This window comes from Brachybacterium alimentarium, from assembly GCF_002332425.1.
Taxonomy (GTDB): Bacteria; Actinomycetota; Actinomycetes; order Actinomycetales; family Dermabacteraceae; genus Brachybacterium; species Brachybacterium alimentarium.
Genome location: NZ_NRGS01000011.1, coordinates 13,274 through 38,301, shown reverse-complemented (window position 1 = coordinate 38,301; position 25,028 = coordinate 13,274). Strand labels below are relative to the sequence as shown.

Genomic DNA, 25,028 nt, shown 5'->3' with positions numbered 1-25,028 from the left:
GAGGCTCGGCGAGCTCGGGAGGTCGGGAGCTCGGGGCTCAGAGCTCCGTCAACGGCCCGGGCAGCGGCAGAATGCCCTCGTGCCGCGCGCCCCACGTGCGAGGCAGACCAGGAGAGACCGGGCCGTCGTCCTCCCCGGCGGCCATCAGGGCGAGCGCGATGAGCGTGCCCCCGTTCGCCGGCAGATAGGCGGGCAGGCCAGGGCGCTGAGGGAAGTGCCCGGCACCATCGCAGCGGTTCTTCACGGTGGGCATCAGCAGGGCGTCGACCGCGGTCTCCGGCCGACGCAGCCGAGCGGCTGTCATCGCGAGCGCGGGATAGTCCCATCCCCAGGTCGAATCCCAGTCCCACTCGGCCAGAGCGTCGTCCAGCGCGGCGCTCGCCGCGGCGGCAGGGATCGTCCCGGTGGGCGGCACCATTCCGTAGGCGAGCAGGTGGGACGGATGATCGGAGCGTTCCATCGCGGGGTCCGCTCGGAACGTCGAGAGCACCCCATCGGCCCGCAGCGGCGAATAGATCCTCCGGGCGATCGTCGTCAGCTCCCCGGCGTCCCGGGCATCACGACGGCTGCGCCAGCGGTCGGCCACGCGCAGCGCCCAGGCCACGTAGGCGAGTTCGAAGGCGGGGTCCTGCAGGCGCGAACGGTCCTCGACGTGCCGCTCCTGGGCTCCGATGAGCGGAGCGCCGAGACCGAGGCGCTCGCCGTCGGGCCGCAGCAGGTCCACCAGGCACAGAGCGCTCTGCTCGACGACCTCGACCAGGGTCGGATCCAACGCAGCTGCGGGATCTGCACGGCGCAGCAGCTCCGCCAGGTGGATCGGATGGGGCTGCTGCCACAGCAGGAACGGCCCGATGTCGCTCGGGGAGTCGTGGAGGTCAGGGCCGATCTGCTTGGGCCAGCGTGCGCCCCGGCAGCCCTGGCGCCGGGCCGTCTCCCGGGCCGATGGCAGCGCCGAGACATAGAAGTCCAGACTGCGTCGCAGGGACGCCGCATCACCCCACAGGGCGAAATGCGCGGCGTGCCACCAATGCATCTCCAGGTGGAACTTCCCGCGCCACGAATTCGCGAGCAGACCGGTCTCCGCCGGAGGGAGGGTCCCGGCCGCATGCACCCGCTGGATGTAGCGCGAGAGAACGGCCCGACGCTCCAGCTCGTGAGCCCGCGGATCCGTGGCCTGGCCCAGGTCGAGCACACCGGTGGACTCCCAGTGCTCTGCCCAGAAGCGGGCTGACCGCGCCCGGATGCCCGCGCCGCTCTCGGCGCTCACGGCGCCCTCGGCGCCCTCGGCGCGGCCGGGCAGGGGGAGGGCGGGCACCTCGCGGGGCACCAGCTCGAGCACCACGTCGAGCACGCCGTCGCGCGGTGCGGACTCCCCGATCCTGAGCGGTGCGGACGCTCCGTGCCCGGTGCCAGCCGCGTCGCCCGTGCCGCTGGCCCGCAGTCGCACCTCGTGCGCGTCGGTCTGCTCCGCCGTCGCACCGTGGACGAGGACGTCATAGGCCAGGTCATCGAGCCGCCGACGGATCCGCCCGCCCTCGCAGCGCGTGCTGTGCGCATCGGGCTCCTCCCAGCTCGCGGCGCGCTCCCAGCCGGTCGACCCATACGGAAAGCTCAGGGCCAGATCGAGACCCGGCGCCTCGACGCGGAGCGCGATTGCGTCACGCTCGGGATCGGCCGACGTGATCACCGTGCAGGCCCGCCCGCGGTACCGGAAGGACGAACGGATCGTCCCGCTCCACAGGTCCAGGTGCTGCGTCGCCCCGGTGATCTCCGCGGCCGACGGACGGGCTCCGCCGTCCCGGTCCACGAGCGCGAAGCGCATCAAGGAGACCTTGTGCGGGTTCTCCCGGAACCAGGCGGCACCGGGCGAGGGGCTCTCGGTGCCCCCGGGCAGATCGAGGTACGGCACCGGCCCGCGCGGTGAGGAGTAGGAGCGCAGCAGGCTCTCCCACGGTGCTGGCGGCTCGCCGGGCATCGTGTGCCAGCCCCATTCGGCCAGTGTGTTGAGCCGCTCCTCGTCGCTGCCGGGACCGGCGAAGGTCTGCGTCCCGGTACGGTCCACGCCGACGGCGAAGCGCCCATTGCCGACGGACAGGATCGCATCGTCGGCCCACGTCAGGCGCGGATCATGACGCGAGACGACCGCGCGCCGGTCGATCCGCGCGCTCATCCGGCGACGGCCGCGACGGCCTCGGTGTGCCAGGCCTGCGCCGCCTCCTTCGACGAGGCGGAGCCGAACAGCACGTCGTTCTGGTGCCGGGGCGTGATCTCCTCGACGGCCGTGGAGCCCGCCGGGCCGACCCACGTGGGCTTGAGGTCCATCTCGCCGAGATCGGAGATGTACTCGACCTCTCGCCGAGCCGTCTCGCCGAGCTCGGGAAGGATCGCCTGGCGCACCGACTCGACCGCCGGCACCCCACGATCGGTGAGGATCAGCTTCGCCGCCTCGGGGTCGTTGATCAGGAAGTTCACGAAGGTCGCCGCATTCTCGGGGGAGCCGGTGCGGGCGGAGATCGTGTAGAGCTGCGAGGGCTGGAGCCACACCCCGGTCTCGGTGGACTCGCCGGGGACCTTCACGATCTCGAGCTCTTCTCCGGAGGCCTCGGACAGTGCGGTCAGAGAGCTGGACCAGGTGAGCATGAACGCGGCGAGCCCGCGCCCGATCAGGGTCTGCTCGGGGCCGACGTCGGTGAGCTCGACCAGCTGATCCGCTCCCGGGGAGGCGTTGGTGTCCACCAGGAGCTTCGAGTATTCGAAGAACGCCTGCACGGTCGCGACGTCCACCCCGATCTCGCCGTCCTCGGTGTAGAGGATCTGACCGTGCTGGCGGGCCCAGAGGTCGATGGAGTCGTGGGAGAAGACCGTCCCGGAGCCGAAGGTGCCGTCGGGCGTGTTCTCGCTGACCGCCTGTGCGGCCTCGGCGAAGTCGTCCCAGTCCCAGGTCTCGGTGTCCGGCAGCTCGATGCCCGCGGCCTCCAGCACCGCGCGGTTCACGACCATGCCGGGAGCGTTGATGCCGGTGGTGACGGCGACCTGGGTGCCTCCGACCTGGCCGCTGGACAGCGCCGCATCGTCCATCGCGGAGAGATCGAGAACGTCCTCCACGGTGCTCAGATCCAGCAGGACGTCGCGCGCCGCGTACTCGGCGGGGTAGGCGCCGCCCATGGTGATCACGTCGGGTTCGTCCCCGGCGGCGACGGACGTGGCGAGCTTGTCGAAGTATCCGGAGATGTCGCCGGGCTCGGCGCTGATCTCGAGGCCCTCATGCTTCTGGACGAACAGATCGATCACTTCCTGAGTGGTCGCGGCTCGTTCGGGGTTCCCCCACCAGGAGAACCGCAGCGTGTCCTGGCCCTCGTCGGACCCGCCGCCGGAGGCGTTGGGCCCGCAGGACGCGAGCGTGCCTGCGGCGAGCGCGCTGAGCGGCACCGCGGTGAGGGCCGTGCGTCGGGACAAGGTCATGGGGTCTCCTCGGGGCGGGGCAGTGCGGGGGCGGGCTGCGTCTGGTCTGGTCTGGTCGGGTCTGGTCAGGCTCAGATCTCGGGCTGCATTCCGGTCAGGACGGTGAGGATCTCCTCGGCGACGTCCGCCGGGGGACGCGTGCCGAACAGCGACTCCTCGCTGAGGCGGGAGAGCTCGTCGCCGAACCCGACCCCGGAGGCAGGGGTGACCAGCGGCGGACGCACCACCTCGGCCTGCATGTCCCGGGCGAAGTCGAGGGAGACCATCTCGTTCTCGTCGAGCACCGTCTCGATCTCGGACTGCAGTTCGGGGAAGGCTGTCACCCCGCGCTCGATCTTCAGCACCTTCGCCGCCTCGGGATCGCGCAGCAGGAAGTCGACGAGCGTCGCCGCGGCCTCGGGGTCCGGAGCGTTCGCCGCGATCGACCAGTACATCGACGCCTTGTTGACCATCTGCGGGTCTCCGCTGGTGAGGGCCGGCAGCCGCAGGAGCTTCAGGGGCGAGCCGGAGGCCTCCTGGAAGGTCTGCACCTGGGTGTGGAACTGGAAGTGGAAGGCTGCGCGGTTGTTGCCGAAGCGGCCCTGCTCGACGCCGGCGGCGAAGTCCTCGATCTGCTCGGAGGGGCCCACGGCCGCACCGGAGTCGACCAGTGCGAGCGCGTACTCGAGGTAGGCGGTGATCGTGTCGGCGCTGATCAGGGTCTCGTCCTCGCGCGGGAACAGCTGTTCACCGCTCTGACGCGCCCAGGCGCCGAGCTCGGCTGCGCTGGTGCCGAAGAAGTCGAGCCCGACGACGTCCTCGCCCTCCTCCTTCGCCCAGGCGCTCACCGCACCGGTGATCTCGGCGAAGTCGTCCCAGGTCCAACCGGTGTCGTCAGGCATGTCGAGCCCGGCCTGCTCGAGGAGGGTGGGATTCACGCCGACGGAGAAGATCCCGACCCCGAGCGGCGCCCCCACGAGCGTGCCGTCGGCCAGACGCCCGGTGTCGAGCACGGCTTCGTCCATCGCTCCGAGATCGAGCACGTCGGAGACGGTCTCGAGGTCGAGCAGGGAGGAGCGGGTCCCGTAGGAGTCGATGTAGGCCTCGTCCATCTGCAGCACCTGGGGCGCGTCGCCGCCGGCGAACTGGGTGGCGAGCTTGTCCCAGTACCCGGTCCATTCGCTGTACTCGGGGGTGACGGTGATGTCCTCGTGCGACTGCGCGAACAGGTCCAGCGCATCGCGGGTGAGCGTATTGCGCAGGTCCCCGCCCCACCAGTAGATCCGGACGGTGCTGCCGTCCCCGTCCTCACCGCCGGGTGAGGCGTTGGGCCCGCACGCGGCCAGGGCGGGCAGGGAGCCGGCGGCGGCGAGCAGGGTGAGGGTGCTGCGACGGGTGATCATCATCGATCCTTCCAGGGCCGTCCGACGCGATGGTCGGGCAGGGGCGTCGGTGTGGGTGGGGAGCATGGAGCGCTGTGCAGGGAGGTGCGTCCAGGCAGGCGTGGCGACGGGGCGCGCCATTGCGGGTCCGGTGTCAGGTGTTCGGTGTTCGTCCTGGTCACGAGCGACGACGCTCGTGACGGACGGGAGGACTCCCACTAAGTTATGGACGCACACTAATCGGAGCTCGACGTCTGGACAAGGGGTTCGGGTGCGCGTCGGGCGGAAGGAGCAGCAGGAGATCGACAGAAGGGGCGACAGGCGGACCGGGGCTCGGTCGATCGTGATCCGTGCGTGACGATGCCGGGTTGACAAGAGGCTCGTCAAGCGCTTTCCTGGGGTGAGTCGTCCCCGGATGAATCGCCGCAGCCGCGAGCGCTTGAACGTCGGATGGCCCGAGGAGAGGATTGAAACCTTTCACTCGTCATAGTCCTCCGGATCGTGCTGCTGCGCGGTCCGCGCCATATCGGGTGGGACGACGGAGTTCCCGCCCGAGCATCACCCCGACCGGGGCGACCACGGTGGTCACCCGGAGACCATCTCGCCCCGCCTGTCGGCGCCGCGACGATCACAGGAGATCTGATGTTCACTCGACGTAGAGCCCTCGCCCTCGGCCTCGCCGTCCCCGGTCTCGCCGGCCTCGCGGCCTGCGGTCCCAATGCCTCCGGCGGCTCCGGGGGAGGCGGCGGCGAGGACGGCGCCGCGACGCTCCGCCTCGCCTGGTGGGGCAACCCCACCCGTGACGAGAACACGAAGAAGGTGGTCGAGGCCTACAAGGAGGTCGACGACGCCGTCACCATCAACCTCGAGCCCGGCGAGTGGAGCGGCTACTGGGACAAGCTCGCCACCCAGACCGCCGGCGGCGACTTCCCCGACATCGTCCAGATGGACGAGAAGTACCTGGCCGAGTACGGCGGCCGCGGCGCGCTGCTGGACCTCGCCGGGGCCGGTCTGACCACCGACGACTTCGTGCCCGGCTCGGTCGAGGTGGGCGAGCTGCCCGACGTCGGCCTCGCCGCGATCAACGCCGGGCTGAACGCCTTCGCGTTCCTGATCAACCCGGTCGTCTTCGAGGACGCGGGGGTCGGCATCCCCGACGACACCACCTGGACCTGGGACGACCTCATCGACACCGCGGTGAAGATCTCCGAGAACACCGACAAGGGCACCTACGGCATGACCCAGATGGGCTCCATCCAGGGCCTGTTCCAGGTGTACGTGCGCCAGGCCGGCCAGGACCAGTACAAGGACGGCGCCGCCGGCTTCGACGCGAAGACCGCCACGAGCTGGTTCGAGTGGTCCAAGAAGATCCAGGACAGCGGCGCCGGGCCCGACGCCAGCGTCTCGGTCGAGGATGCCGCGCAGGCGATGGACCAGTCGCTGTTCGCCACCGGCAAGGTCGCCATGACGGTCGCGTGGTCCAACCAGGTCGTCGCGCATGACGGACTCGTCCCCGAGGGCGTCGTCGTGCTGCGCCCGCCGTCCATGGAGGGCTCCGCCGCCGCGGCCCAGCTCTGGTACAAGGCGTCCATGTACTGGGCGGTCTCCGCGAAGGCGTCGGACCCCGAGGCCGCGGTCGCGTTCGTGGACTTCCTCGTGAACTCGCCGGACGCCGGCAAGATCCTCTCCGTCGAGCGCGGCGTGCCGGGCAACATGACGGTGCGCGAGGCGATCGTGCCGGACCTCGACGAACCCAACAAGAAGGCCGTGGACTTCCTGGAGTCCATCGAGAGCGAGCTCGGCGATCCGCCCGAGATCACCCCGCAGGGCGGCGGGCAGTTCGAGGACATCCTCACCCGCGCCGGCGAGGACATGCTCTTCGGCACCCTGACGCCGGAGGAGGCCGGGCAGCGTCTGCTCGACGACCTCACCTCCGCACTTGGCTGAGACAACCCGTGCCGCAGTGCCCTGCCGGGAGGGGAGCAGTCCCCTCCCGGCAGGGACCTCCGGCGGATCGATGAAGGGAAGTGACCGATGAGCGCTGTCGGCGAACTGACACAGATGGTGTCCAACCGCAAGAAGGGCGGTGCGAAGGAGAAGCATCCCGACAACAAACCGGCGCTGGTGTTCATGCTGCCCTGGCTGGTGGGGCTGCTGGGCATCACGCTGATCCCGATGGTCGCGTCGTTCGTGCTCGCGTTCACCGACTACAGCCTGCTGGCTCCGCCGGAGTTCGTGGGCCTGGCGAACATCAAGGAGATGATCTCCGATACCCGCCTGCACAACTCGCTGGTCGTCACCTTCATCTACGTGTTCGTGGGGACCCCGCTGCAGCTGGTCATGGCGCTGCTGCTCGCGGTGGTGCTGAACCAGGGCATCAAGGGCCTGGCCTTCTACCGCTCGATCTTCTACCTGCCCTCGCTGCTGGGCGGTTCGGTGGCCATCGCGATCCTGTGGCGCCAGATGTTCGGCGCGAACGGTCTGATCAACCAGGTCGCCGGGATGATCGGCTTCGAGAACCTGCCGGGCTGGGTCTCCAACCCGGATACCGCGCTCAGCACGATCATCCTGCTGCACGTGTGGACCTTCGGGTCCCCGATGATCATCTTCCTGGCGGGCCTGCGGCAGATCCCCGAAATGTACTACGAGGCCGCGTCCGTGGACGGTGCCTCGAAGGTCGCGCAGTTCTTCCGGATCACGATCCCGCTGCTCACGCCGATCATCTTCTTCAACGTGGTGCTGCAGGTCATCAATGCGTTCCAGTCGTTCACCCAGGCCTTCGTGGTCTCGGGCGGCACCGGCGGACCGTCGGATTCGACGATGTTCTACACGCTGTACCTGTACCAGAAGGGCTTCACCCAGTTCGACATGGGTTACGCGTCCGCGATGGCCTGGCTGCTGCTGATCATCGTGGCGATCTTCACCGCCATCAACTTCTTCGTCTCCAAGTTCTGGGTGTTCTACGATGACTGATCTTCAGAGCCGGCCGATCCCCGCCGATGCCTCCGGTGCCGGCACCGGAGGCCAGGGCGCCTCGCCCGCAACCCCGAAGCCTCGCCCCCGGCGTCTCGTGCGCCGCGGAGTGCGGCACGCGATCATGATCATCGCGTCGGTCGTGATGATCTATCCGCTGCTGTGGATGGTGGTCTCCTCGCTGCGACCCAATGAGGAGATCTTCCGCAACCCGAGCCTGTTCCCGATCAGCCTGGACTTCTCGAACTATGCGCGCGGCTGGGAATCCCTCGCGCAGCCGTTCTCGCACTACCTGATGAACTCCACGCTGCTGGTGCTGGGCTGCGTGATCGGCAACCTCATCGCGTGCTCGCTGACGGCCTATGCCTTCGCGCGGCTGAAGTTCTGGGGCCGGAACATCGCCTTCGCGATCATGCTCATGACGCTGATGCTCCCGATCCACGTGGTGATCGTGCCGCAGTACATCATCTTCAGCCAGACCGGCTGGGTGAACACCATGCTCCCCCTGATCCTGCCGAAGTTCCTGGCCACGGATGCCTTCTTCGTGTTCCTCATGGTCCAGTTCATCCGCGGCATCCCCCGGGAGCTCGACGAAGCGGCACGCATCGACGGCTGCGGTCATTTCCGCATCTTCTTCCAGGTGATCCTGCCGCTCATGCTCCCGGCGCTCGCGACCACCACGATCTTCACGTTCATGTGGATGTGGAACGACTTCTTCGGCTCCCTCATCTACCTGACCACCCCGGAGAACTTCACGGTGCCGCTGGCCCTGAAGTCGTTCCTGGACACCCAGGGCTCCTCCGACTGGGGAGCCATGTTCGCCATGTCGGTCGTCTCCCTGATCCCGCTGTTCCTGGTGTTCCTGTTCGGTCAGCGATTCCTCGTCAAGGGATTCGCCACCACCGGCATCAAGTAGCCGCCAGGGCGGCCGACGGGGCCTGCAGCCCCGTCGGCCGCCGGATCATTTCTGTTCCCGCTCGTTCCCGCCCTCGTTCCACCCCATCGCCAGGAGAGACATGCCCACCCGCTATGCCCTGATCGGTTCCGGACACCGTGCCCAGATGTACCTCGATGCGATCGCCGGGCCGCACGCCGATGTCGCCGAGCTGGTGGCCCTGCTGGACGTGAACCCGACCCGTCGCGAGTTCCACCGCGACCGCGTCCCGGCCTTCGCCGACGTGGTGCTGGCCGGACCCGAGCAGCTCGAGTACGTCATCCGCAAGCAGCAGGTGGACCGGGTGATCGTCACCAGCATCGACCGTCTGCACGCCGAGCACGTGGTGCGCTCGCTCGAGGCCGGGGCCGACGTGATCGTCGAGAAGCCGCTGACCATCGATGCGCCGTCGGCCCGCGCCATCCAGGACGCGATCGACCGCACCGGCCGCAGCGTGGTGGTCACCTTCAACTATCGCTACAGCCCCCGCAACAGTGCGCTGAAGCAGGTCATCGCCTCGGGAGAGATCGGCGACGTGGTCTCCGTGAACTTCGAATGGGTGCTGGACACCCAGCACGGCGCGGACTACTTCCGTCGCTGGCACCGCGACAAGACCCACAGCGGCGGCCTGTTCATCCACAAGGCCGCCCACCACTTCGATCTCGTGAACTGGTGGATCGCCGACACCCCCGCCCGGGTCTATGCCCGCGGCGGCCTGCGCTTCTACGGCCAGGAGAACGCGAACGCCCGCGGCCAGGCACCCCTGCCCGAGCGCGGCACCCACGACGGCACCCACGACCCCTTCGAGCTGGATCTGCGCTCCGACGAACGGCTCGAGGCGCTCTACCTCAAGGCCGAGCAGCACGACGGCTACCAGCGCGACCGCTCGGTGTTCGATGCCGGCATCACTGCCGAGGACAACCTCACCGCGATCGTCGACTACGCGGGCGGGCCGGTCCTCACCTACGCCCTGAACGCGCACAGCCCCTGGGAGGGCTACCGGGTCGCGGTCAACGGCACCAAGGGTCGCGCCGAGCTCGAGGTGGTGGAGCTAGCCGAGGTGATCGCGAAGGGGGAGGACGGGCAGTCGTCCTCGCACGTGGACCCCAGCGCCGTCGCCGTCTCCACGGCCGATGCCGGGGTCCGCGAGCGCGGTGAGCACCTGGTGGTGCAGAACCACTTCGCCCCGGCCCGGGAGGTCGAGATCCCCGAGGGCGTGGGCGGGCACGGCGGCGGCGACGCCCTGCTGCTGCGCGACGTGTTCGTGGGCCCCGCCGAGGACGAGCTGGGCCGCCCCTCCGACCACCGCGACGGTCTGCGTGCGATCTCCGTGGGCATCTGCGGCAACGAGTCGCTCGCCACCGGCGGCCCCGTCGACGTCGCCGAGTTCCTCGGCCTGGATCTCGCGCGGGACGCGCAGGTGGAGGTCGCCCGATGACCACCGCGCCCTCCGGATCAACCGATCCCGCCCGTATCGCGCTGATCGGCACGCACGGCTTCGGCGCCTCGCACCTGCGCAACCTCGCCCGGCTCGAGAAGGAGGGCGTCGCGCGTCTGGTCGGCGTCGTGGACGTCACCGAGCCGCCGGCGGAGCTGCAGGCGATCCACCACCGATCGCTCGGCGAGCTGCTGGACGCGGTGAGCGCCGGGGACCGGCCCGAGATCGTCATCATCGCCACTCCGATCGACACGCACGTGCCGCTCGCGACCGAGGCGCTCGCCGCCGGGCTCGACGTGTACCTCGAGAAGCCTCCGGTGCCGGCGCTGGAGGAGCTGCAGCAGCTGGAGGACGCGGCCCGCGCTGCCGGATGCTCGGTGCAGGTCGGCTTCCAGGCGCGCGGCGGGGCCGGTGTGGATCTGCTGGCCGACGAGGTCGCGAACGGCGCGCTCGGACAGGTCGACACCGTGCAGGTCTACGGTGCCTGGCAGCGGGATCGCGCCTACTACCGCCGCTCCGCCTGGGCCGGCAGGCGCCGGCTGAACGGCCGACGGGTGGCCGACGGCGTGGCCACCAATCCGCTCGCCCACTCGGTGCACGCAGGCCTGGTCATCGCGGGGATCCACGAGGTCTCCGACATCAGGTCGGTCACCACGGAGCTGCGCCGGGCCCATGACATCGAGGCCGACGACACCACCTTCCTGCGGATCGACCCGGTGGGCGACGGGCCCGCGGTGGTCTGCGCACTGACCACGGCGGCGCCCACGCAGAGCCCGCCGTGGATCGAGGCCGTCGGGACCAGCGGCACCCACCGGCTGTTCTACACGGACGACGTCTCCCGACGCACGCAGAGCGCCGCGGCCGGCGCGGCCGTCGAGCTCACCCACCAGCGGCTCGACCTGCTCGAGAACCTCATCGCCCACGTGCGCGACCGCTCCGTCGGGCTGCTCTCCTCGCTCGAGTCGACCGGGGCGTTCAGCGCCGTGCTCGAAGCGATCCAGTCCGCCCCGGATCCGGCACCGATCCCCGCCGAGGCCGTCGACTGGCAGGGGGAGGGCGACGCCGCGCACCCCGTGGTCGAGGACATCGAGGAGACGCTGCGGCGGTCCCTCGCCGAGGGGCGACCCTTCAGCGAGCTCGGGGTGAGCTGGGCGGACGAGGAGGCCGTCCAGGTCTGGACCCCGCCGGCGCCCTGAGGCACGCGGCGCCGACCATCGACCAGCACCCTCCGAGGAGACCCCGTATGCCCCGCTCAACTGTCGACGAGGCAAGGACCCTGTTCACCGCCCCGGATCCGGCGGCGCGCCCGATGATGCGCTGGTGGTGGTTCGGGCCGGACGTCGACGCGGCAGAGATCGACCGCGAGCTGCGAGCGATGGCGGACGCCGGGCTCGGCGGAGCCGAGGTCTCCTTCGTCTACCCGCTGCGGCAGGATTCCCCCGAATACCTCTCCGACCGGGCCATGGCGCACCTGCGTCATGCCGCCGAGACCGCCCGTGACCTGGGGCTGCGACTCGATGTGACGCTCGGCAGCGGCTGGAGCTACGGGGGTTCCCACATCGGGCCCGAGCACGCGTCGCGGCGCCTGCGCTGGGAGCACCGTGGCCTCGGCCCGGCTCCGCTCGCCGTGGAGCTGGTGCCGTCCTGGCCGGGGGACGAGATCGTCGGCGCGTACCTCGGCGACGGAGTCCCGCCGTCGGCCTGGCGCGCACTGGAGCTCGACCGCGATCCGTCCTCGCAGGCGGCCCGGCTCGAGATCCCCGCGGGGCGGGGGCCGCGGACCGTGCTGATCGCGTGGTCCACGACCACCGGCCAGCAGGTCAAGCGCGCCGCCGCTGGCGCCGAGGGGCCGGTGCTGGACCATCTCAGCGCCGACGCCGCCCGCCACCACCTCGCGGTGGTCGGCGAACGGATCGTCCGCGCCGTACCGGCCGAGCTGCTCGGCTCCGTGTTCAGCGACAGCCTCGAGGTGTACGACGCCGGCTGGACGGCCGGGCTGCCCGAGCACTTCCGCGCCCGTCGCGGCTACGATCCGCTGCCGCTGCTGCACCTGCTCGAGGTGGACGTGCCGGCAGCTGGGGACACACCTGGCTCTCCTGGCTCCCCGGGCTCCGCGACGTTCCGGGAGGACTTCGGCCGCACCCTGTCCGAGCTCGTCCAGGAGAACTTCGTGGCCGTCTGCCGGGACTGGGCCGAGGAGCACGGGGTGCGCTTCCGCCTGCAGGGCTACGGCGAGCCGCCGATCACGATGAGCGCGCAGCGCGGCGCCCATCTGATCGAGGGCGAAGGTGCCGGGTGGACCTCGCTCACCCAGTCCCGATGGGCGTCCTCGGCGGCGCATCTCGACGATCGGGCGTCGGCCTCCAGCGAGATCTGGACCTGGGTGCACTCCCCGTCCTTCCGCGCCACCCCGCTCGACCTGCTCGGGGAGGCCCATGAGCACCTGCTTCTCGGCATCACCCGCTTCGTCGGCCACGGCTGGCCCTACAGCGCACCCGACGCCGCGGGACTCGGTTGGACCTTCTACGCCGCCGGCGCACTGGACGATCGCAATGCCTGGTGGCCCGCGATGCCCGAGCTCACCGCGTATCTGACACGCCTCTCCGGGGTGATGAGCGAGGGCAGGACCGGCGCCGACGTGGCCCTCTACCTGCCCTATGCGGACGTGCGCGCGGCGAGCCGAGGCGGCCACGACCTGTGGCGCGCCTGCCGCGCCCACGTCGGGGAGGAGATCCCGGCGCTCCTCCGACGCGCCGGCTACGACATCGACCTGATCGACGACGACGCGCTCACCGCCCTCGATCCTGCCGCCTATCCGCTGGTGGTGCTGCCGCGGGTGCATCGCCTGCCCGCTGCGGCGGAGGGCTGGCTGGACCGGGCGCGGGAGGCCGGGGGCACCGTGCTGTCCGTCGGCTCCCCGGCCTATCCCGCAGGCGTGGCCGTGACCGCCCCGGCGGATGTGGTCGACGCGGCAGCGCTCGTGGACCACTCGCTGCTGGCTGCTGCGGCCCAGCAGGCCGGGCGGGGCACCGACGAGGGCGCGGAGGGCGACGAGGGCGACGAGGGCACGGCCCCGCTGGCGGCGGCCGTGCAGGCCGCACTCGCACCGCCCGTGTCCCTCGAGGGGGCAGGTGGCGAGATCGGCGTGGTGCGGCGACGCCTCGAGGACGGCGACCTGTATCTGCTGGTGAACACCGGGCCGACGACCCGCGAGCTCACGGTGCGTCTGCGCGAGCCCCGTGAGCACCTGGAGGTGTGGGACCCCGCCACCGAGGAACGGATGGTGCTCACGATCGACGGCGGATCCGACGGCGGAGCCGAGGGTGGGCCCGACGGGGGAGCCGTGAGGTTGCACCCGTACCAGGCGCTGCTGCTGGTCGCGAGCGGTCAGGCCGTTCCCGACAGGACGGAGCAGGCCGGACAGGCTGGCGTCCCCACGGACGCACAGCGAGCAGGCACGGTCCCGTCGGCGGCCCCGGCGGCCCCGGCGGTGGAGATCAGCGGCTGGACGGTCTCGCGCGGGAGCGCCGCCCCGCAGGAGGTCGAGCTGCCGCATCTGCTGGGCCCCGTGCCGGACGCCGACCTGAGCCCGCTGGTGTTCGAGGCGAGTGTGCACCTCACCGAGGAGCAGCTGCGCGGCCGGGTGGAGCTGGACCTGGGAGAGGGCACTCCTCGCCCGGCGACGCCGGGCGCCCAGGGGTATCGGACGATGCTCGAGCCGCCGGTGCGGGAGATCGCCGTGGTCGAGGCGAACGGCCAGCGGTGCGGCGTGATCTGGCGCCCGCCCTATCGCCTCGACCTCACCGCGGCGCTGAGGCCGGGGGAGAACCGGCTGCGGATCCAGGTGCACGGCACCACCGCGCCCGCCGCGGCCGCCGATCCCGAGACGGAGCGGACGGTCGCCGCTGCGCACGCCGCCTACGGCGAGCGGTTCCAGCAGCAGCAGCTGGAGCGGATGCTCGACGGGGCGGACACGGGCCTGGGTGTCGTGCCGCAGCTGCGGATCCTCTGACGGACGGCTCTCCGAGAGGCCGGCACAGGCCTCCTCCTCCGCTGCCGGGGGAACCCTTCTGACGCGTTCGGCTGCCCGGCACGGGAGAGCGATCCTGAGCGAAATGCGCCGACATCAGCAGAACACATCGAACTGTGACCGTTTTCTGCTGTGTTGGAGGTCACGTCCGGGCTAGAGTTTCGGATCGAGCACCGACGCTCGACCGAGGAGAGCCATGACCGCTGATGTCTCATCCGGAGAGGCCCTGCCCGGGGTCCGCCCCGGCACCCGCCCGAAAGCCCCGCTCGGGCGCAGGATCTACCACTCCTTCGTGCTGCGGCGCCTGGTGCGGTCGGCCTTCGTGATCTGGGTGGTCGCCTCCGGCGTGTTCCTCATGGTGCGCCTGCTGCCGGGCAACCCCGTGGACGTCTACATCAACCAGCAGATCGCCCTGTACGGGAAGAGCTACGAGCAGGCGGCGGCCGAGGCGCAGAACTACTTCCGCTTCGACCCCGCCACCCCGATCTGGCGGCAGTACCTCGACTACCTCGCCGGGCTCCTCCACGGCGACATGGGCACCTCGATCGCGACCCCCGGCGTGACGGTGACCGGCAAGATCGCCCAGTACCTCCCGTGGACGCTCTACAGCGTGGGCCTCGCCCTGCTGATCTCCATCACGATCGGCCTGATCCTCGGCATGATCATGGCCTACCGTCGCGGCGGCATCATCGACCACGTCGTCTCCATCGTCGGCAGCGGTTTCCACGCGATCCCCAACTACCTGCTGGCGATCCTCATCGTGGTGGTCGGCGCCGTGCAGCTGGGCGTCATCGACTACACCCGGATGCGCGGCAACGTCTCGCCCGGCGTCACCCCGGAGCTGTCCCTGCGGTTCCTCTCCGACATCGGGTATCACGCGACGCTGCCCATGATCACGTACATCCTCACCACCGTGGGCACATGGGCGCTGATCATGAAGGCCTCGACCACGCAGGTGCTCGGCGAGGACTACGTGACCGTCGCCAAGGCGCGCGGGCTCAAGGAGTCCCGCATCCAGACCAACTACGTCGGCCGCAACGCGCTGCTCCCGCTCATCGCCCAGATCGCCACCCAGGCAGGGTTCATCGTCGGCGGCGCGATCTTCGTCGAGCAGACGTTCTCGTATCGCGGCATCGGGCTGCTGCTGTTCGAGTCGATCAACACCCGCGACTATCCGACGATCCAGGGCGTGCTGCTGGTGGTGACGATCACGGTGGTGCTCGCGAACCTCGCCGCGGATCTCGTCAACGCCGCGCTCGACCCACGGATCCGTCTCGGCGAGGGAGGTGCGGCATGACCGGCGCGCCCCCTCCCGTCACCTCCGCTCCTGGAGCGCCCGCCCCCGAGAGAGCGGCCGCCGTCAGTCCGCTGCGTCGTCTGCTCAGCGAGCTCACCCGCAGCCGTTCCGGCTTCGTGGGCCTGTGCCTGGTGGTCGCCATCCTGCTGGTCTCCCTGCTGGGACCGCTGGTCCTCGGGTCCCAGGTGGTCGGCGACCCGATGCGCGCCTGGGAGGCTCCGAGCGGGTCGCACTGGCTGGGCCTGGAGGGCGGCGGCAAGGATATCCTGCACCTCCTGGTCACCGGAGGCACCACCGTGCTCATGGTCGGCTTCCTCGCCGCGACGATCACCACCGTGATCGCGGTGGCGATCGGGTCGCTGGCCGGCTACTTCGGCGGCCGCTTCGACGCCCTCATGCTGCAGCTGACCGACGTGGTCATGACCGTCCCGCAGATCGTGCTGCTGGCCGTGGTGGGTGCTTTCTACAAGCTGGACTCCCCGATGCTGCTCGGCGTGATCATCGGGATCCTCAGCTGGCCGGTGCTCATGCGCTCCATCCGCGCCCAGGTGCTCTCGCTCAAGGAGCGCGAGTTCGTCGAAGCGGCCCAGCTGCTCGACGTGGGCTGGGTGCGCATCGTGTTCGGGGAGATCGTCCCCAACATGGCCAGCTACATCCTCATCAACTTCATCATCGCGGTCACCAACGCCATCTACGCGATGGTGGGCCTCTACCTGCTGGGCCTGGCCCCTCAGAAGGGCAGCAACTGGGGAATCATGATCAACGACGCGTGGACCAAGGGGGCGATGTTCAACCCTGATGCGATGGCGTACATCATCGCCCCGGTCACGATGATCGTGCTGCTCCAGCTGGGCCTGATCCTCCTGACCCGCACCCTCGAAGAGATCCTCAACCCCCGACTGAGGGACCGCTGATGAACGATTCCACGCCCCCGCTGTCCACTCCGACCGGTCCGCAGGGCCTCGGTCACGAGAGCCTCGGCCCCGACGGCCCCGGCCATGACGACACCGGCCCGCAGGAGGCTCCCGTCCTCTCGGTGAGGGACCTCGAGGTCGCCTACCGCACCGGCAAGCAGTCCCGCGTGCGGGCCCTGCGCGGGGTCAGCTTCGACCTGTACCCGGAGAGCTCCCTCGCCCTGGTCGGGGAGTCCGGCTGCGGCAAGACCACCCTCGGCCTCGCACTGCTGCGACTGCTGCCCACCCTCGGCGAGATCACCGGCGGCGAGGTGACCTACACCGGCGGCGACGGCCGCTCCCGGGACGTGACCGCGATGAGCGCCTCGCAGCTGCGCAGGTGGCGCTGGTCGGAGGCCGCGATGGTGTTCCAGGGCGCCCAGAATGCGTTCAACCCGGTGCTCACCATCGGCCAGCAGATGGCGGAGACCCTCAAGGACCACGCGCGCGGAGGGATCGGCCGACGGGAGATCCTCGAGCGCTCGGCCGAGGCGCTGCGCTCGGTGCGGCTCGAGCCGCGGCGCGTGCTGGGCAGCTACCCGCACGAGCTCTCCGGCGGCATGAAGCAGCGTGCCCTCATCGCCACCGGCCTGCTCCTGCACCCCCGACTGCTGGTGCTCGACGAGCCGACCACGGCGCTGGACATCCTCACGCAGCGCACCGTGATCGACCTGCTCGCAGAGCTGCGGGCCGAGTACGGCTTCGCGATGATCTTCATCTCGCACGACCTCGCGCTCGCCGCGGAGCTCGCCGATCGGGTGATCACGATGTACGCGGGCAAGGTCATCGAGACCGGATCGACGCAGGACATCTTCACCGCGCCCAAGCACCCGTACACCTCGAAGCTCATCAACGCCGTGCCCCCGGTGACGGGCGATCTGCCGGAGCTGGCCTCGATCCCCGGCGCTCCGCCGTCGCTCGCGACCCTCCCACCCGGCTGCGCCTTCGCCCCGCGCTGCGAGCTCGCGACCGAGGAGTGCGTGCAGAGCGAGCCCGAGCTGATCACCCTCGCGCAGCGCCCGGCGGACATGACGCACGCTGCGGCCTGCATCCATCACGACCAGGTCCATCACGAACGGAAGGTGATCGCGCGTGCGTGAATCCACCGCTGAGCCCGCTGGGTCCGCTGGGTCCGCTGAGCCCGCTGAGCCCTCGGCATCCCGCCCGGCACCGGGCTCCGTGCCGGCACCGGCCCCGCTCATCGAGCTGGACGGCGCCTCGCAGGTCTTCCACGTCAAGGGCAAGGACCTGCCCGCCGTCTCGGACGTCTCCCTGAGCGTCGGCGAGGGCGAGGTGCTGTGCCTGGTGGGCGAATCCGGCAGCGGGAAGACCACGACGGCGCGCCTCGCGGCGGGTCTCGCCGCCCCGACCTCCGGTGCCGTGCGCTTCGAGGGCAAGGACCTCTCGGAGATGACCCGGGCGGAGCGCCGCGAGTACCGGCGCGCCGTGCAGTACATCCACCAGGACCCCTACGCCTCGCTGAATCCGATCCGCTCGGTGCGCAGCACGCTCGCGATCCCGCTGAAGCGCCATGGGCTCGCTCGCACCGCGGCCGACGTGGACCGACGGGTCGACGAGCTGCTCACCACGGTGGACCTCACGCCGCCGGAGAGCTACAGCGCAAAATTCCCGCACCAGATGTCCGGCGGCCAGCGCCAGCGCGTGGCCGTCGCCCGTGGTCTCACGCTCTCCCCGCGCCTGCTGATCGCCGACGAATCCACCTCGATGCTCGACGTCTCGATCCGGGTGAGCCTGCTGAACATGCTCACCAGGCTGCGCACGGAGGAGGGCGTCGGCTTCATCTACATCACCCACGACCTCGCGCTCGCGAAGTACTTCGCCTGGGAGGGGCGCACGGCGGTCATGTACCTCGGCAAGATCGTCGAGGTGGGGCCCACCCCGCAGGTGATCAACTCCCCTCAGCACCCCTACACCAGAGCCCTGCTGGAGGCCGTCCCCGAACCCGATCCGGAGCTGGCCGCGCAGAAGAAGGCTGCGGGCGGACTGCTCAGCGCCGAGATCCCGAGCCTCTCCGACCTGCCCAGCGGCTGCACCTTCCATCCCCGCTGTCCGCTCGCGGAGGACCGCTGCCGCGAGATCATCCCCGTGCTGCGCACAGCGCCCGAGGCCTCCGCGCAGGAGGTCGCCTGCATGGTCGTCACCGATCCGCAGCCTGCGGCGTCGGCCGGAACCGCACCCGGAGGAGGTGGACCCCCGTGATCGACATGGCCACCCGGGCCCTGCTCTCCCTGGGCTGCTTCGTGGGGGTGGGCGCCGCGCTCATGATCCCCTTCACCCAGGCCGGCACCGGGGAGCGGGTCGTCAGCATCCTGGCGCTCGTGCTCGGCATCGGCATCGTCGCCGGCTCGGTGGCCGCGCGACTCCTCAGCTCCCGACGACGCCAGCGCAACGACGCGATGGCGGATCTCATCGACGACCCGATCGTCACGACCAAGGAGAACCCATGATCAGCAACTGGACCCGACGAGACGTCCTCAAGGCAGTGGGACTGACCACCGTCGCCGGAGCGGGTGTGGCGGCCTGCGCCCCGGCCGAGCCCGAGGGCGGCGGCGGCAGCGGCGGCGAGGGGAGCGGCGGAGACTTCCACGGCGCCTGGCCGTACATGCCCTCCCCGGAGGGCCACTTCAACTTCGCCGCCCTGCCCTACGCCGGTGTGCCGACAGTCATCCTCGGCGACGGCCCGTACCGCGACCTGCTGCTCCCGCCGTCGGCCCTGTGGCTGTGGGCGGACAAGGAGTGGGAGTACCTCATCGCGGAGTCCCATGAGCTCGACGCCGATGCGGGCACGCTCACCGTGACCCTCAAGCCGGACCTGACCTGGAGCGACGGCTCGGCCCTCACCTCCCAGGACTACCTGACCACGTTCTACGTGCAGTTCATCCAGCGCTCCCCGGCCTGGGACTTCATCACGGGGCTCGAGGCACCGGACGACACCACCGTGGTGGTGAGCTTCGAGGACCCGCCCGCGGTGCTCGAGCGCTTCATCCTCAAGAGCAACATCGTCCCCACCGCCCAGTACGGCGAGTGGGCGGATCGGGCCAAGGCGATCGTGGATGCCGGCGGGTCGATGGACGAGGGCGACGGCGAGGCGCTCGGCACCGACTTCCAGACGTTCAAGCCCGAGAAAGTCGTGGTCTCCGGTCCGTACGACTTCGACTACGACACGATCACCAACACCCAGCTCACCCTGGTGCGGAACAAGACCGGCTACGGGGCCGACAAGGTCACCTTCGACAACGTGGTCATCTACAACGGCGAGACCACCGAGATCACCTCGCTGGTGCAGTCCGCGGACATCGACTACGCGACCCACGGCTTCGCGCCGGCCTCGGAAAAGCCTTTCGAAGCGGCCGGCTACACCATCCTCCGCCCGCCGGTGTACTCGGGGCCGGCCCTGTACCTCAATCAGGAACGGTTCCCGGAGTTCGCCGACGTGCGCACCCGCAAGGCGTTCGCGCACCTGCTCGACCGCGCGACCATCGGCCAGGTCTCGCTGGCGGAATCCGGCGTGGCCGTGACCAACATGGTCGGCTTCTCCGACAACTTCGTCGATGAGTGGCTGACCGATGACGTCAAGGGCAAGATCGACAAGTACGAGCAGGACGTCGACAAGGCGACCTCGCTGCTCGAGGAGGCGGGCTGGACCAAGGACGGCGACGCCTGGAAGACCCCGGAGGGGAAGTCCGCCTCCTACGAGATCCAGTTCCCGCAGACCTATGCCGACTGGTCGGCGGCGGGCAAGGAGGTCGCCGAGGAGTTCGCGGCCTTCGGCATCTCGGTCACCGCCCGTGGTCTGGACGACAAGCAGGCTCCGATCGACCTCGACAAGGGCGACTTCGAGATGGCGATCGAGGCATGGGGCTCGTCGGCCCACCCCCACCCGTACTTCTCCTTCGTGCAGGACCTCTTCGTGCACAACATCCCGATCGCGAAGAACCAGGGCGGCAAGGGCTACGCCTTCCCGCTGCAGGACGTGGAGACCTCCGCCGGGACGGTGGATCTCGAGGAGGTCGTGACGAAGTCGGGCGAGGGCCTGGACGTGGAGGACCAGAAGAAGAACGTCTCCGTCGCGGCGCTGGCCTTCAACGAGCTGCTCCCGATCATCCCGATCTTCGAGCGCTACGGGAACAATCCCGCGCTCGAGGGCGTGCGGGTGCAGGGCTTCCCGGCGGAGGACGATCCGATCCTGGAGAACGCCCCGTATGCGGACAACTTCGTCGTGCTGAAGATGTTCCGCGGTGAGATCACCCCGGTCGAGGGCTGATCGCGGACGGGCCGATCCCGGGTCGGTCCCCCCGGCCGGCCGCCACTGCCCAGGTAGCCGCTACTGCCCAGGTGGCCGCTACTGCCCAGTGAGCCGCTACTGCCCGGGTGGCCGCTACTGCCCGGGTAGCTGCCACTGCCCAGGTAGCCACCACTGCCCAGGTAGCCGCTACCGCCCGGCGAGCCGCTACTGCCCGGTTATGAGCGTCTCACTTCCACTGATGGAAGTGAGACGCTCATAACTGTCCGGTAGGGCTTGGGCTTGGGCTTGGGCGTGGGCGTGGGCGTGGGCGTGGGCGTGGGCGTGGGCGTGGGCGTGGCGTGGCCCGACCTGACCTGACCTGGCCAGGCCAGGCGTGACCCTGCCTAAGGGCGGGGCCCAGGGAAGAGAACGGATCGGCTCTCGGGCTGCATGTCGGTGAGGATCTCGAGGATCTCGTCGGCCACGTCCGAAGGGGTGCGCTTGCCGAACAGCGACTCTTCGGCCAGACGGGTGTACTCGTCCCCGAAGCCGACTCCGCTGGCGGGCGTCACCGCAGGTGGCTTCACGACCTCCTCCTGCATGGTCTGCGCGAAGTCGAGGGAGACCAGCTCGTTCTCGGTGAGTAGCGGGCGCACCGCCTCCTGCAGCTCGGGGAAGGCGGGGATGCCGCGCTCGATCTTCAGCACCTCGGCGGCGCCCTTGTCGTTCAGCAGGAAGTTCGTGAGCTCTGCGGCGGCGGCGGAAACCGCCGACTTCGCGCTGAGGGACCAGTACATGGACGCCTTGTTCACCATCTTCGCCTTGCCGCTGGTGCGGGCGGGGGTGCGCAGCAGCTGCAGCGGGTCGCCGGTGGAGTCCTGGAAGGTAAGGATCTGCGAGCTCGGCACCTGTTGGAAGGCGCAGCCCGCCGTCGCGAACAGTCCCTGCTCCAGGCTCGCCGAGTTGTTCTCGATCTGCGCCCCGGGCTCGAGCGCCGCGCCGGAGGTGGCGAGGCTGAGGCTGTACTCCAGCAGCGAGACGATCGTGTCCTTGGAGACCATCTTCTCGTCCTCGCGGGGGAACAGCTGCTCGTCGTCGGACTGTCGTGCCCACGCGGCGAGATCGCCGGAACCTAGACCGAACCCGCTGGTTCCCACCAGGTTCTCGCCCGAGGACTTCCCCCACTCGGAGATCTCCTGGCAGAGCTCCAGGAAGTCGTCCCAGGTCCAGGTGGTGTCATCGGGCAGGGCGATGTCGGCCTTCTCGAGCAGCGTGGGGTTCATGCCGGTGGCGAAGAGGTTGAACCCGTTCGGCGCTCCCACGAGCGTGCCGTCGGCCAGGCGTCCGGTCTCGAGGATCGCGTCGTCCATCGCGGAGAGGTCCAGCGTGTCCGAGACGCTCTCCAGATCCAGCAGCGACCCCTTGCTGCCGTAGGAGTCGATGTAGGCCTCGTCCATCTGGATGATGTCCGGGGCGCTGCCGCCGGCGGTCTGGGTGGCGAGCTTGTCCCAGTATCCCGACCAGTCGCTGTACTCCGGTTCGATCGTGATGTCCGCGTGGTCCTCGGAGTACATGTCCAGCACCTCTTGGGTGAGCCCCGCCCGAAGATCTGCTCCCCACCAGTAGATCCGCAGCTTTCCGCTGTCGGAGCTGGAGGCGGAGTTCGGGCCGCAGGCGGCCAGGGCAGGAGCGGCGCCGGCGGCGGCCATGAGGGCGAGGGCGTGACGGCGAGAGAGCATCGGAATCTCCTGTGCAGGGGCGGCGAGACGGTGGGACTGCGGTGACGGTCGAGGGGGAGAGCTTCTCTGCTCACGTGGGAAATTCAGGCTCTTCCGGCTGGGCCCGACCGGGGCGGACATGAGCCAGTCTCGACCCGACGCACTGCCACGGTCAAGCGCTTACCGCGGTGCGGGACGGGGCGTGCTGTGCCGTGGAGCGCCGTGCCGTGCTGTGCCGTGCCTTGCCGTGCAGCGGCGTGCTGCTGTGCCGTGCTGTCGGGCAGGCGGCCGTGGGCTCCGTCGGCGAGGGTCCGCCGTCTCCTCTCAGAAGCTGTGCCGACCACCAGTGACGGTGTGACGGGCGCCGTCGGGGAGCACCACGTCGGCCTCGATGCCGTCGGGGATCGTGGCCGTCAGGGCGAAGCTCCCGTCGGCCGCCGACTCCCACGACACCTCGATGCGGCCGACGACCGAGTCGTAGGCGCCCTTGGCCCAGTCGATGCCCGGGCCCGGGGTGGGCTGGATCAGGATCCGGCGGTAGCCGGGCTCGGCGGCGCGGATGCCGAGGATGACCTGGTAGATCCAGTCGGCCACGGCGCCGAGGGCGTAGTGGTTGAAGCTTGTCATCTCGCCGGGGTTGATGGAGCCGTCCGGCAGCATCGAGTCCCAGCGCTCCCAGATAGTGGTGGCGCCCATCGAGACCGGGTACAGCCAGGAGGGGTTCGAGTCCTCCAGGAGCAGCCGGTAGGCGTCCTCGACGTGGCCGGTCTCGGAGAGGGCCCAGGTCACGAAGGGAGTGCCGGCGAAGCCGGTGGAGACCTGGTAGTTCGCCTCGCGGACGAGTTCGGCGAGGCGCTCGGCGGAGCGCGGTCGGGTGCCCTCGTCGAGCAGGTCGAAGGCGATCGCGAGGGCGTACACGGTCGCGCAATCGGAGACGATGTGGCCGTCGGCGCTCACGTAGGCCTCGGTGAAGGCGGCGAGCGTGCGATCGGCGAGGTCCTGCCAGCGGGTGGCGTCGGCCTCCTCGCCGAGCAGACGGGCCGTCTCGGCGGCGAAACGCGCCGAACGGATCAGGCAGGCGGTGGCCACGACGCCCTTGTCCGCCTTCGCATCGGCGGGTGAGTCCGCCGGCGCGTCGGGGTCGAGCCAGTCCGCGAACTGGAACCCCTGGTCCCAGAGACCCGTGGGGGACAGCGCGCGCTCGACCGACTCGAGGTGGAGCACCATCCCCGGGTACTCGGCGCGCAGCCGGTCGAGGTCCCCGTAGGCGTTCCACAGGGCCTCGGCGACCCAGACGGCTGCATCGCCCCAGATCGCGGTGGGTATTTCCTTCGGGTCACCGTCGGAGAAGGGGTCGGCACCGCCGACGCGGAGCTTGAGGATGTCCGGCACGACGAAGGGGACGAAGCTCAGCGGCGGCAGGCTCGCCTCGGCCTGTACGTCGAGGAGCCAGCTATGGAGGAAGTCGGAGACGTCGAACTGGTAGGCGGCGGTGGCGGCGTAGGCGGCGATGTCGCCCGTCCAGCCCAGGCGCTCGTCGCGCTGGGGGCAGTCCGTGGGCACGGCGAGGAAGTTGCCGCGCTGGGACCAGATCGAGTTGCTGATCAGCTGGTTCACGCCCTCATGGGAGGACTCGAACCAGCCGGTCCGGGGAATGTCGGAGTGGACGACGACCGCCTCGATGTCCTCGGCGGTGAGCTCCCCGGGCCAGCCGGTCACCTCCGCATAGCGGAAACCGTGGAACGTGAACGTCGGCTCGAAGTAGTCGCCGTCGACGTCACCGGAGAGCACCAGCTGATCGGTGGCCTTCGCGGCGCGCAGCGGCCGGGTGCCGAGCTCCTCGTGCTCGAGCACCTCGGCGTGGCGCAGGGTGATCTCCGTGCCCGCAGGGCCGGTGACTGTGAAGCGCAGCCAGCCCACGAGGTTCTGCCCGAAGTCGAGCAGCGTCTTCCCGGAGGGAGAGGTCCAGATCTTCTCGGGCCGACGGGTCTCGTGCCGAGTGATCAGCGGGGAGGCCTGTTCGATCAGCGTGGACCGGTCGATCTCGGTGACGCGCACGGGGCGGGGGTCGCCGGCAGCGAGCGTGCGGTCTTCGTGCTGGCCGTCGTAGATCGTCGCGAAGGTGATCGGCGAATCGGTCGCGGTCCAGGTCTCGTCGGTGGCGACGGTCTGGGTGGAGCCGTCCGCGTAGGTGATGACCAGGGCGGCGAGGAGAGCGTTCTCGTCCCCGTAGTTGGAGGCGGCGTCGCCGAAGCCGAAGTCGCCGTTCCACCAGCCGCGGCCCAGGAGCACCGACAGCTCGATCTCCTCGCCGCCGGAGCGTGCCTGCTCGGTGACGTCGAAGCGCTGCACCTGCAGGCGGGACTCGTAGACGGTCCAGCCCGGGTTCAGCACGGAGTCGGTGGCGCGTGCGCCGTTGAGCGATGCCTCGTAGATGCCGTGGGCGGTGGCGAGGAGCTCCGCGCCGGCGATCGCCGAGGCAGGGCCCTGGAGCGCGGCGCGCGTGGACAGTACGGGGGCGCGGCCATCCGTGGGATCGGCGGTGATCGCCGTGGCGCTCTCGAACGGTGCGGCGGCGGGGGCGTCAGCGGTAGTGCTGTCAGTCGTGGTCATGGG

General features: G+C 70.0%; 17 protein-coding genes. 12 read left to right on the top strand and 5 right to left on the bottom strand.

Going from position 1 to position 25,028, the window contains the following annotated elements; all coding sequences use genetic code 11:
* Nucleotides 1–37 precede the first annotated feature (37 nt).
* The 3 genes from CIK71_RS07610 to CIK71_RS07600 all read right to left on the bottom strand — a co-directional run bounded on the left by CIK71_RS07610 (nucleotide 38) and on the right by CIK71_RS07600 (nucleotide 4,847).
* A complete protein-coding gene (locus CIK71_RS07610; RefSeq protein WP_096164599.1) occupies nucleotides 38–2,170 on the bottom strand; it encodes a hypothetical protein in 2,133 nt (710 codons plus the stop codon).
* Nucleotides 2,167–3,462 (bottom strand): ABC transporter substrate-binding protein, encoded by a 1,296-nt coding sequence (locus CIK71_RS07605; protein WP_096164598.1) that lies wholly within the window; start codon nucleotides 3,460–3,462, stop codon nucleotides 2,167–2,169. Before CIK71_RS07605 ends, CIK71_RS07610 begins: the two co-directional genes overlap by 4 nt.
* Nucleotides 3,463–3,533: 71 nt before the next feature.
* Nucleotides 3,534–4,847 (bottom strand): ABC transporter substrate-binding protein, encoded by a 1,314-nt coding sequence (locus CIK71_RS07600; protein ID WP_241963926.1) that lies wholly within the window; start codon nucleotides 4,845–4,847, stop codon nucleotides 3,534–3,536.
* Between the two features lie 618 nt (nucleotides 4,848–5,465).
* Here CIK71_RS07600 and CIK71_RS07595 point away from each other — a divergent pair.
* From CIK71_RS07595 to CIK71_RS07540, 12 genes are all read left to right on the top strand, one after another.
* Nucleotides 5,466–6,770 (top strand): ABC transporter substrate-binding protein, encoded by a 1,305-nt coding sequence (locus tag CIK71_RS07595; protein WP_096164596.1) that lies wholly within the window; start codon nucleotides 5,466–5,468, stop codon nucleotides 6,768–6,770.
* An 87-nt stretch (nucleotides 6,771–6,857) separates the two neighbouring features.
* Entirely contained in the window at nucleotides 6,858–7,796 is a 939-nt protein-coding gene (locus tag CIK71_RS07590; RefSeq protein ID WP_096164595.1) for a carbohydrate ABC transporter permease, read from the top strand.
* Nucleotides 7,789–8,712: a carbohydrate ABC transporter permease gene (locus CIK71_RS07585; RefSeq protein WP_096164594.1), complete on the top strand. Its 924-nt coding sequence runs from the start codon at nucleotides 7,789–7,791 to the stop codon at nucleotides 8,710–8,712. The genes CIK71_RS07590 and CIK71_RS07585 overlap by 8 nt, the downstream gene beginning before the upstream one ends.
* Before the next feature lie 100 nt (nucleotides 8,713–8,812).
* Complete coding sequence (locus tag CIK71_RS07580; RefSeq protein WP_096164593.1) at nucleotides 8,813–10,168, top strand: Gfo/Idh/MocA family protein; 1,356 nt, start codon at nucleotides 8,813–8,815, stop codon at nucleotides 10,166–10,168.
* Nucleotides 10,165–11,364, top strand: coding sequence for a Gfo/Idh/MocA family protein (locus tag CIK71_RS07575; RefSeq protein WP_096164592.1), 1,200 nt, complete (start codon nucleotides 10,165–10,167; stop codon nucleotides 11,362–11,364). Before CIK71_RS07580 ends, CIK71_RS07575 begins: the two co-directional genes overlap by 4 nt.
* A 47-nt stretch (nucleotides 11,365–11,411) precedes the next feature.
* Nucleotides 11,412–14,180 carry a glycosyl hydrolase gene (locus CIK71_RS07570; protein WP_096164591.1) on the top strand — a complete coding sequence of 923 codons (2,769 nt, stop codon included), beginning with the start codon at nucleotides 11,412–11,414 and terminating at the stop codon, nucleotides 14,178–14,180.
* 214 nt (nucleotides 14,181–14,394) lie between these two features.
* The gene (locus tag CIK71_RS07565; protein ID WP_096164590.1) at nucleotides 14,395–15,495 is read left to right on the top strand and encodes an ABC transporter permease; all 1,101 of its coding nucleotides are present in this window, start codon (nucleotides 14,395–14,397) and stop codon (nucleotides 15,493–15,495) included.
* Nucleotides 15,492–16,409 (top strand): ABC transporter permease, encoded by a 918-nt coding sequence (locus CIK71_RS07560; protein ID WP_096164589.1) that lies wholly within the window; start codon nucleotides 15,492–15,494, stop codon nucleotides 16,407–16,409. The genes CIK71_RS07565 and CIK71_RS07560 overlap by 4 nt, the downstream gene beginning before the upstream one ends.
* Nucleotides 16,409–17,548 (top strand): ABC transporter ATP-binding protein, encoded by a 1,140-nt coding sequence (locus CIK71_RS07555; protein WP_096164588.1) that lies wholly within the window; start codon nucleotides 16,409–16,411, stop codon nucleotides 17,546–17,548. Before CIK71_RS07560 ends, CIK71_RS07555 begins: the two co-directional genes overlap by 1 nt.
* Nucleotides 17,541–18,668, top strand: coding sequence for an ABC transporter ATP-binding protein (locus CIK71_RS07550; RefSeq protein WP_096164587.1), 1,128 nt, complete (start codon nucleotides 17,541–17,543; stop codon nucleotides 18,666–18,668). Before CIK71_RS07555 ends, CIK71_RS07550 begins: the two co-directional genes overlap by 8 nt.
* A complete protein-coding gene (locus CIK71_RS07545) occupies nucleotides 18,665–18,916 on the top strand; it encodes a hypothetical protein (protein ID WP_096164586.1) in 252 nt (83 codons plus the stop codon). Before CIK71_RS07550 ends, CIK71_RS07545 begins: the two co-directional genes overlap by 4 nt.
* Nucleotides 18,913–20,733 (top strand): ABC transporter substrate-binding protein, encoded by a 1,821-nt coding sequence (locus tag CIK71_RS07540; RefSeq protein ID WP_096164585.1) that lies wholly within the window; start codon nucleotides 18,913–18,915, stop codon nucleotides 20,731–20,733. The genes CIK71_RS07545 and CIK71_RS07540 overlap by 4 nt, the downstream gene beginning before the upstream one ends.
* A gap of 365 nt (nucleotides 20,734–21,098) precedes the next feature.
* On the opposite strand, the gene CIK71_RS07535 is transcribed toward CIK71_RS07540, so the two are convergent.
* Nucleotides 21,099–22,433, bottom strand: a complete 1,335-nt coding sequence (locus CIK71_RS07535) for an ABC transporter substrate-binding protein (protein WP_096164584.1) — start codon at nucleotides 22,431–22,433, stop codon at nucleotides 21,099–21,101.
* Nucleotides 22,434–22,736: 303 nt separating this feature from the next.
* Complete coding sequence (locus CIK71_RS07530; protein ID WP_096164583.1) at nucleotides 22,737–25,025, bottom strand: family 78 glycoside hydrolase catalytic domain; 2,289 nt, start codon at nucleotides 25,023–25,025, stop codon at nucleotides 22,737–22,739.
* Nucleotides 25,026–25,028: the final 3 nt, after the last annotated feature.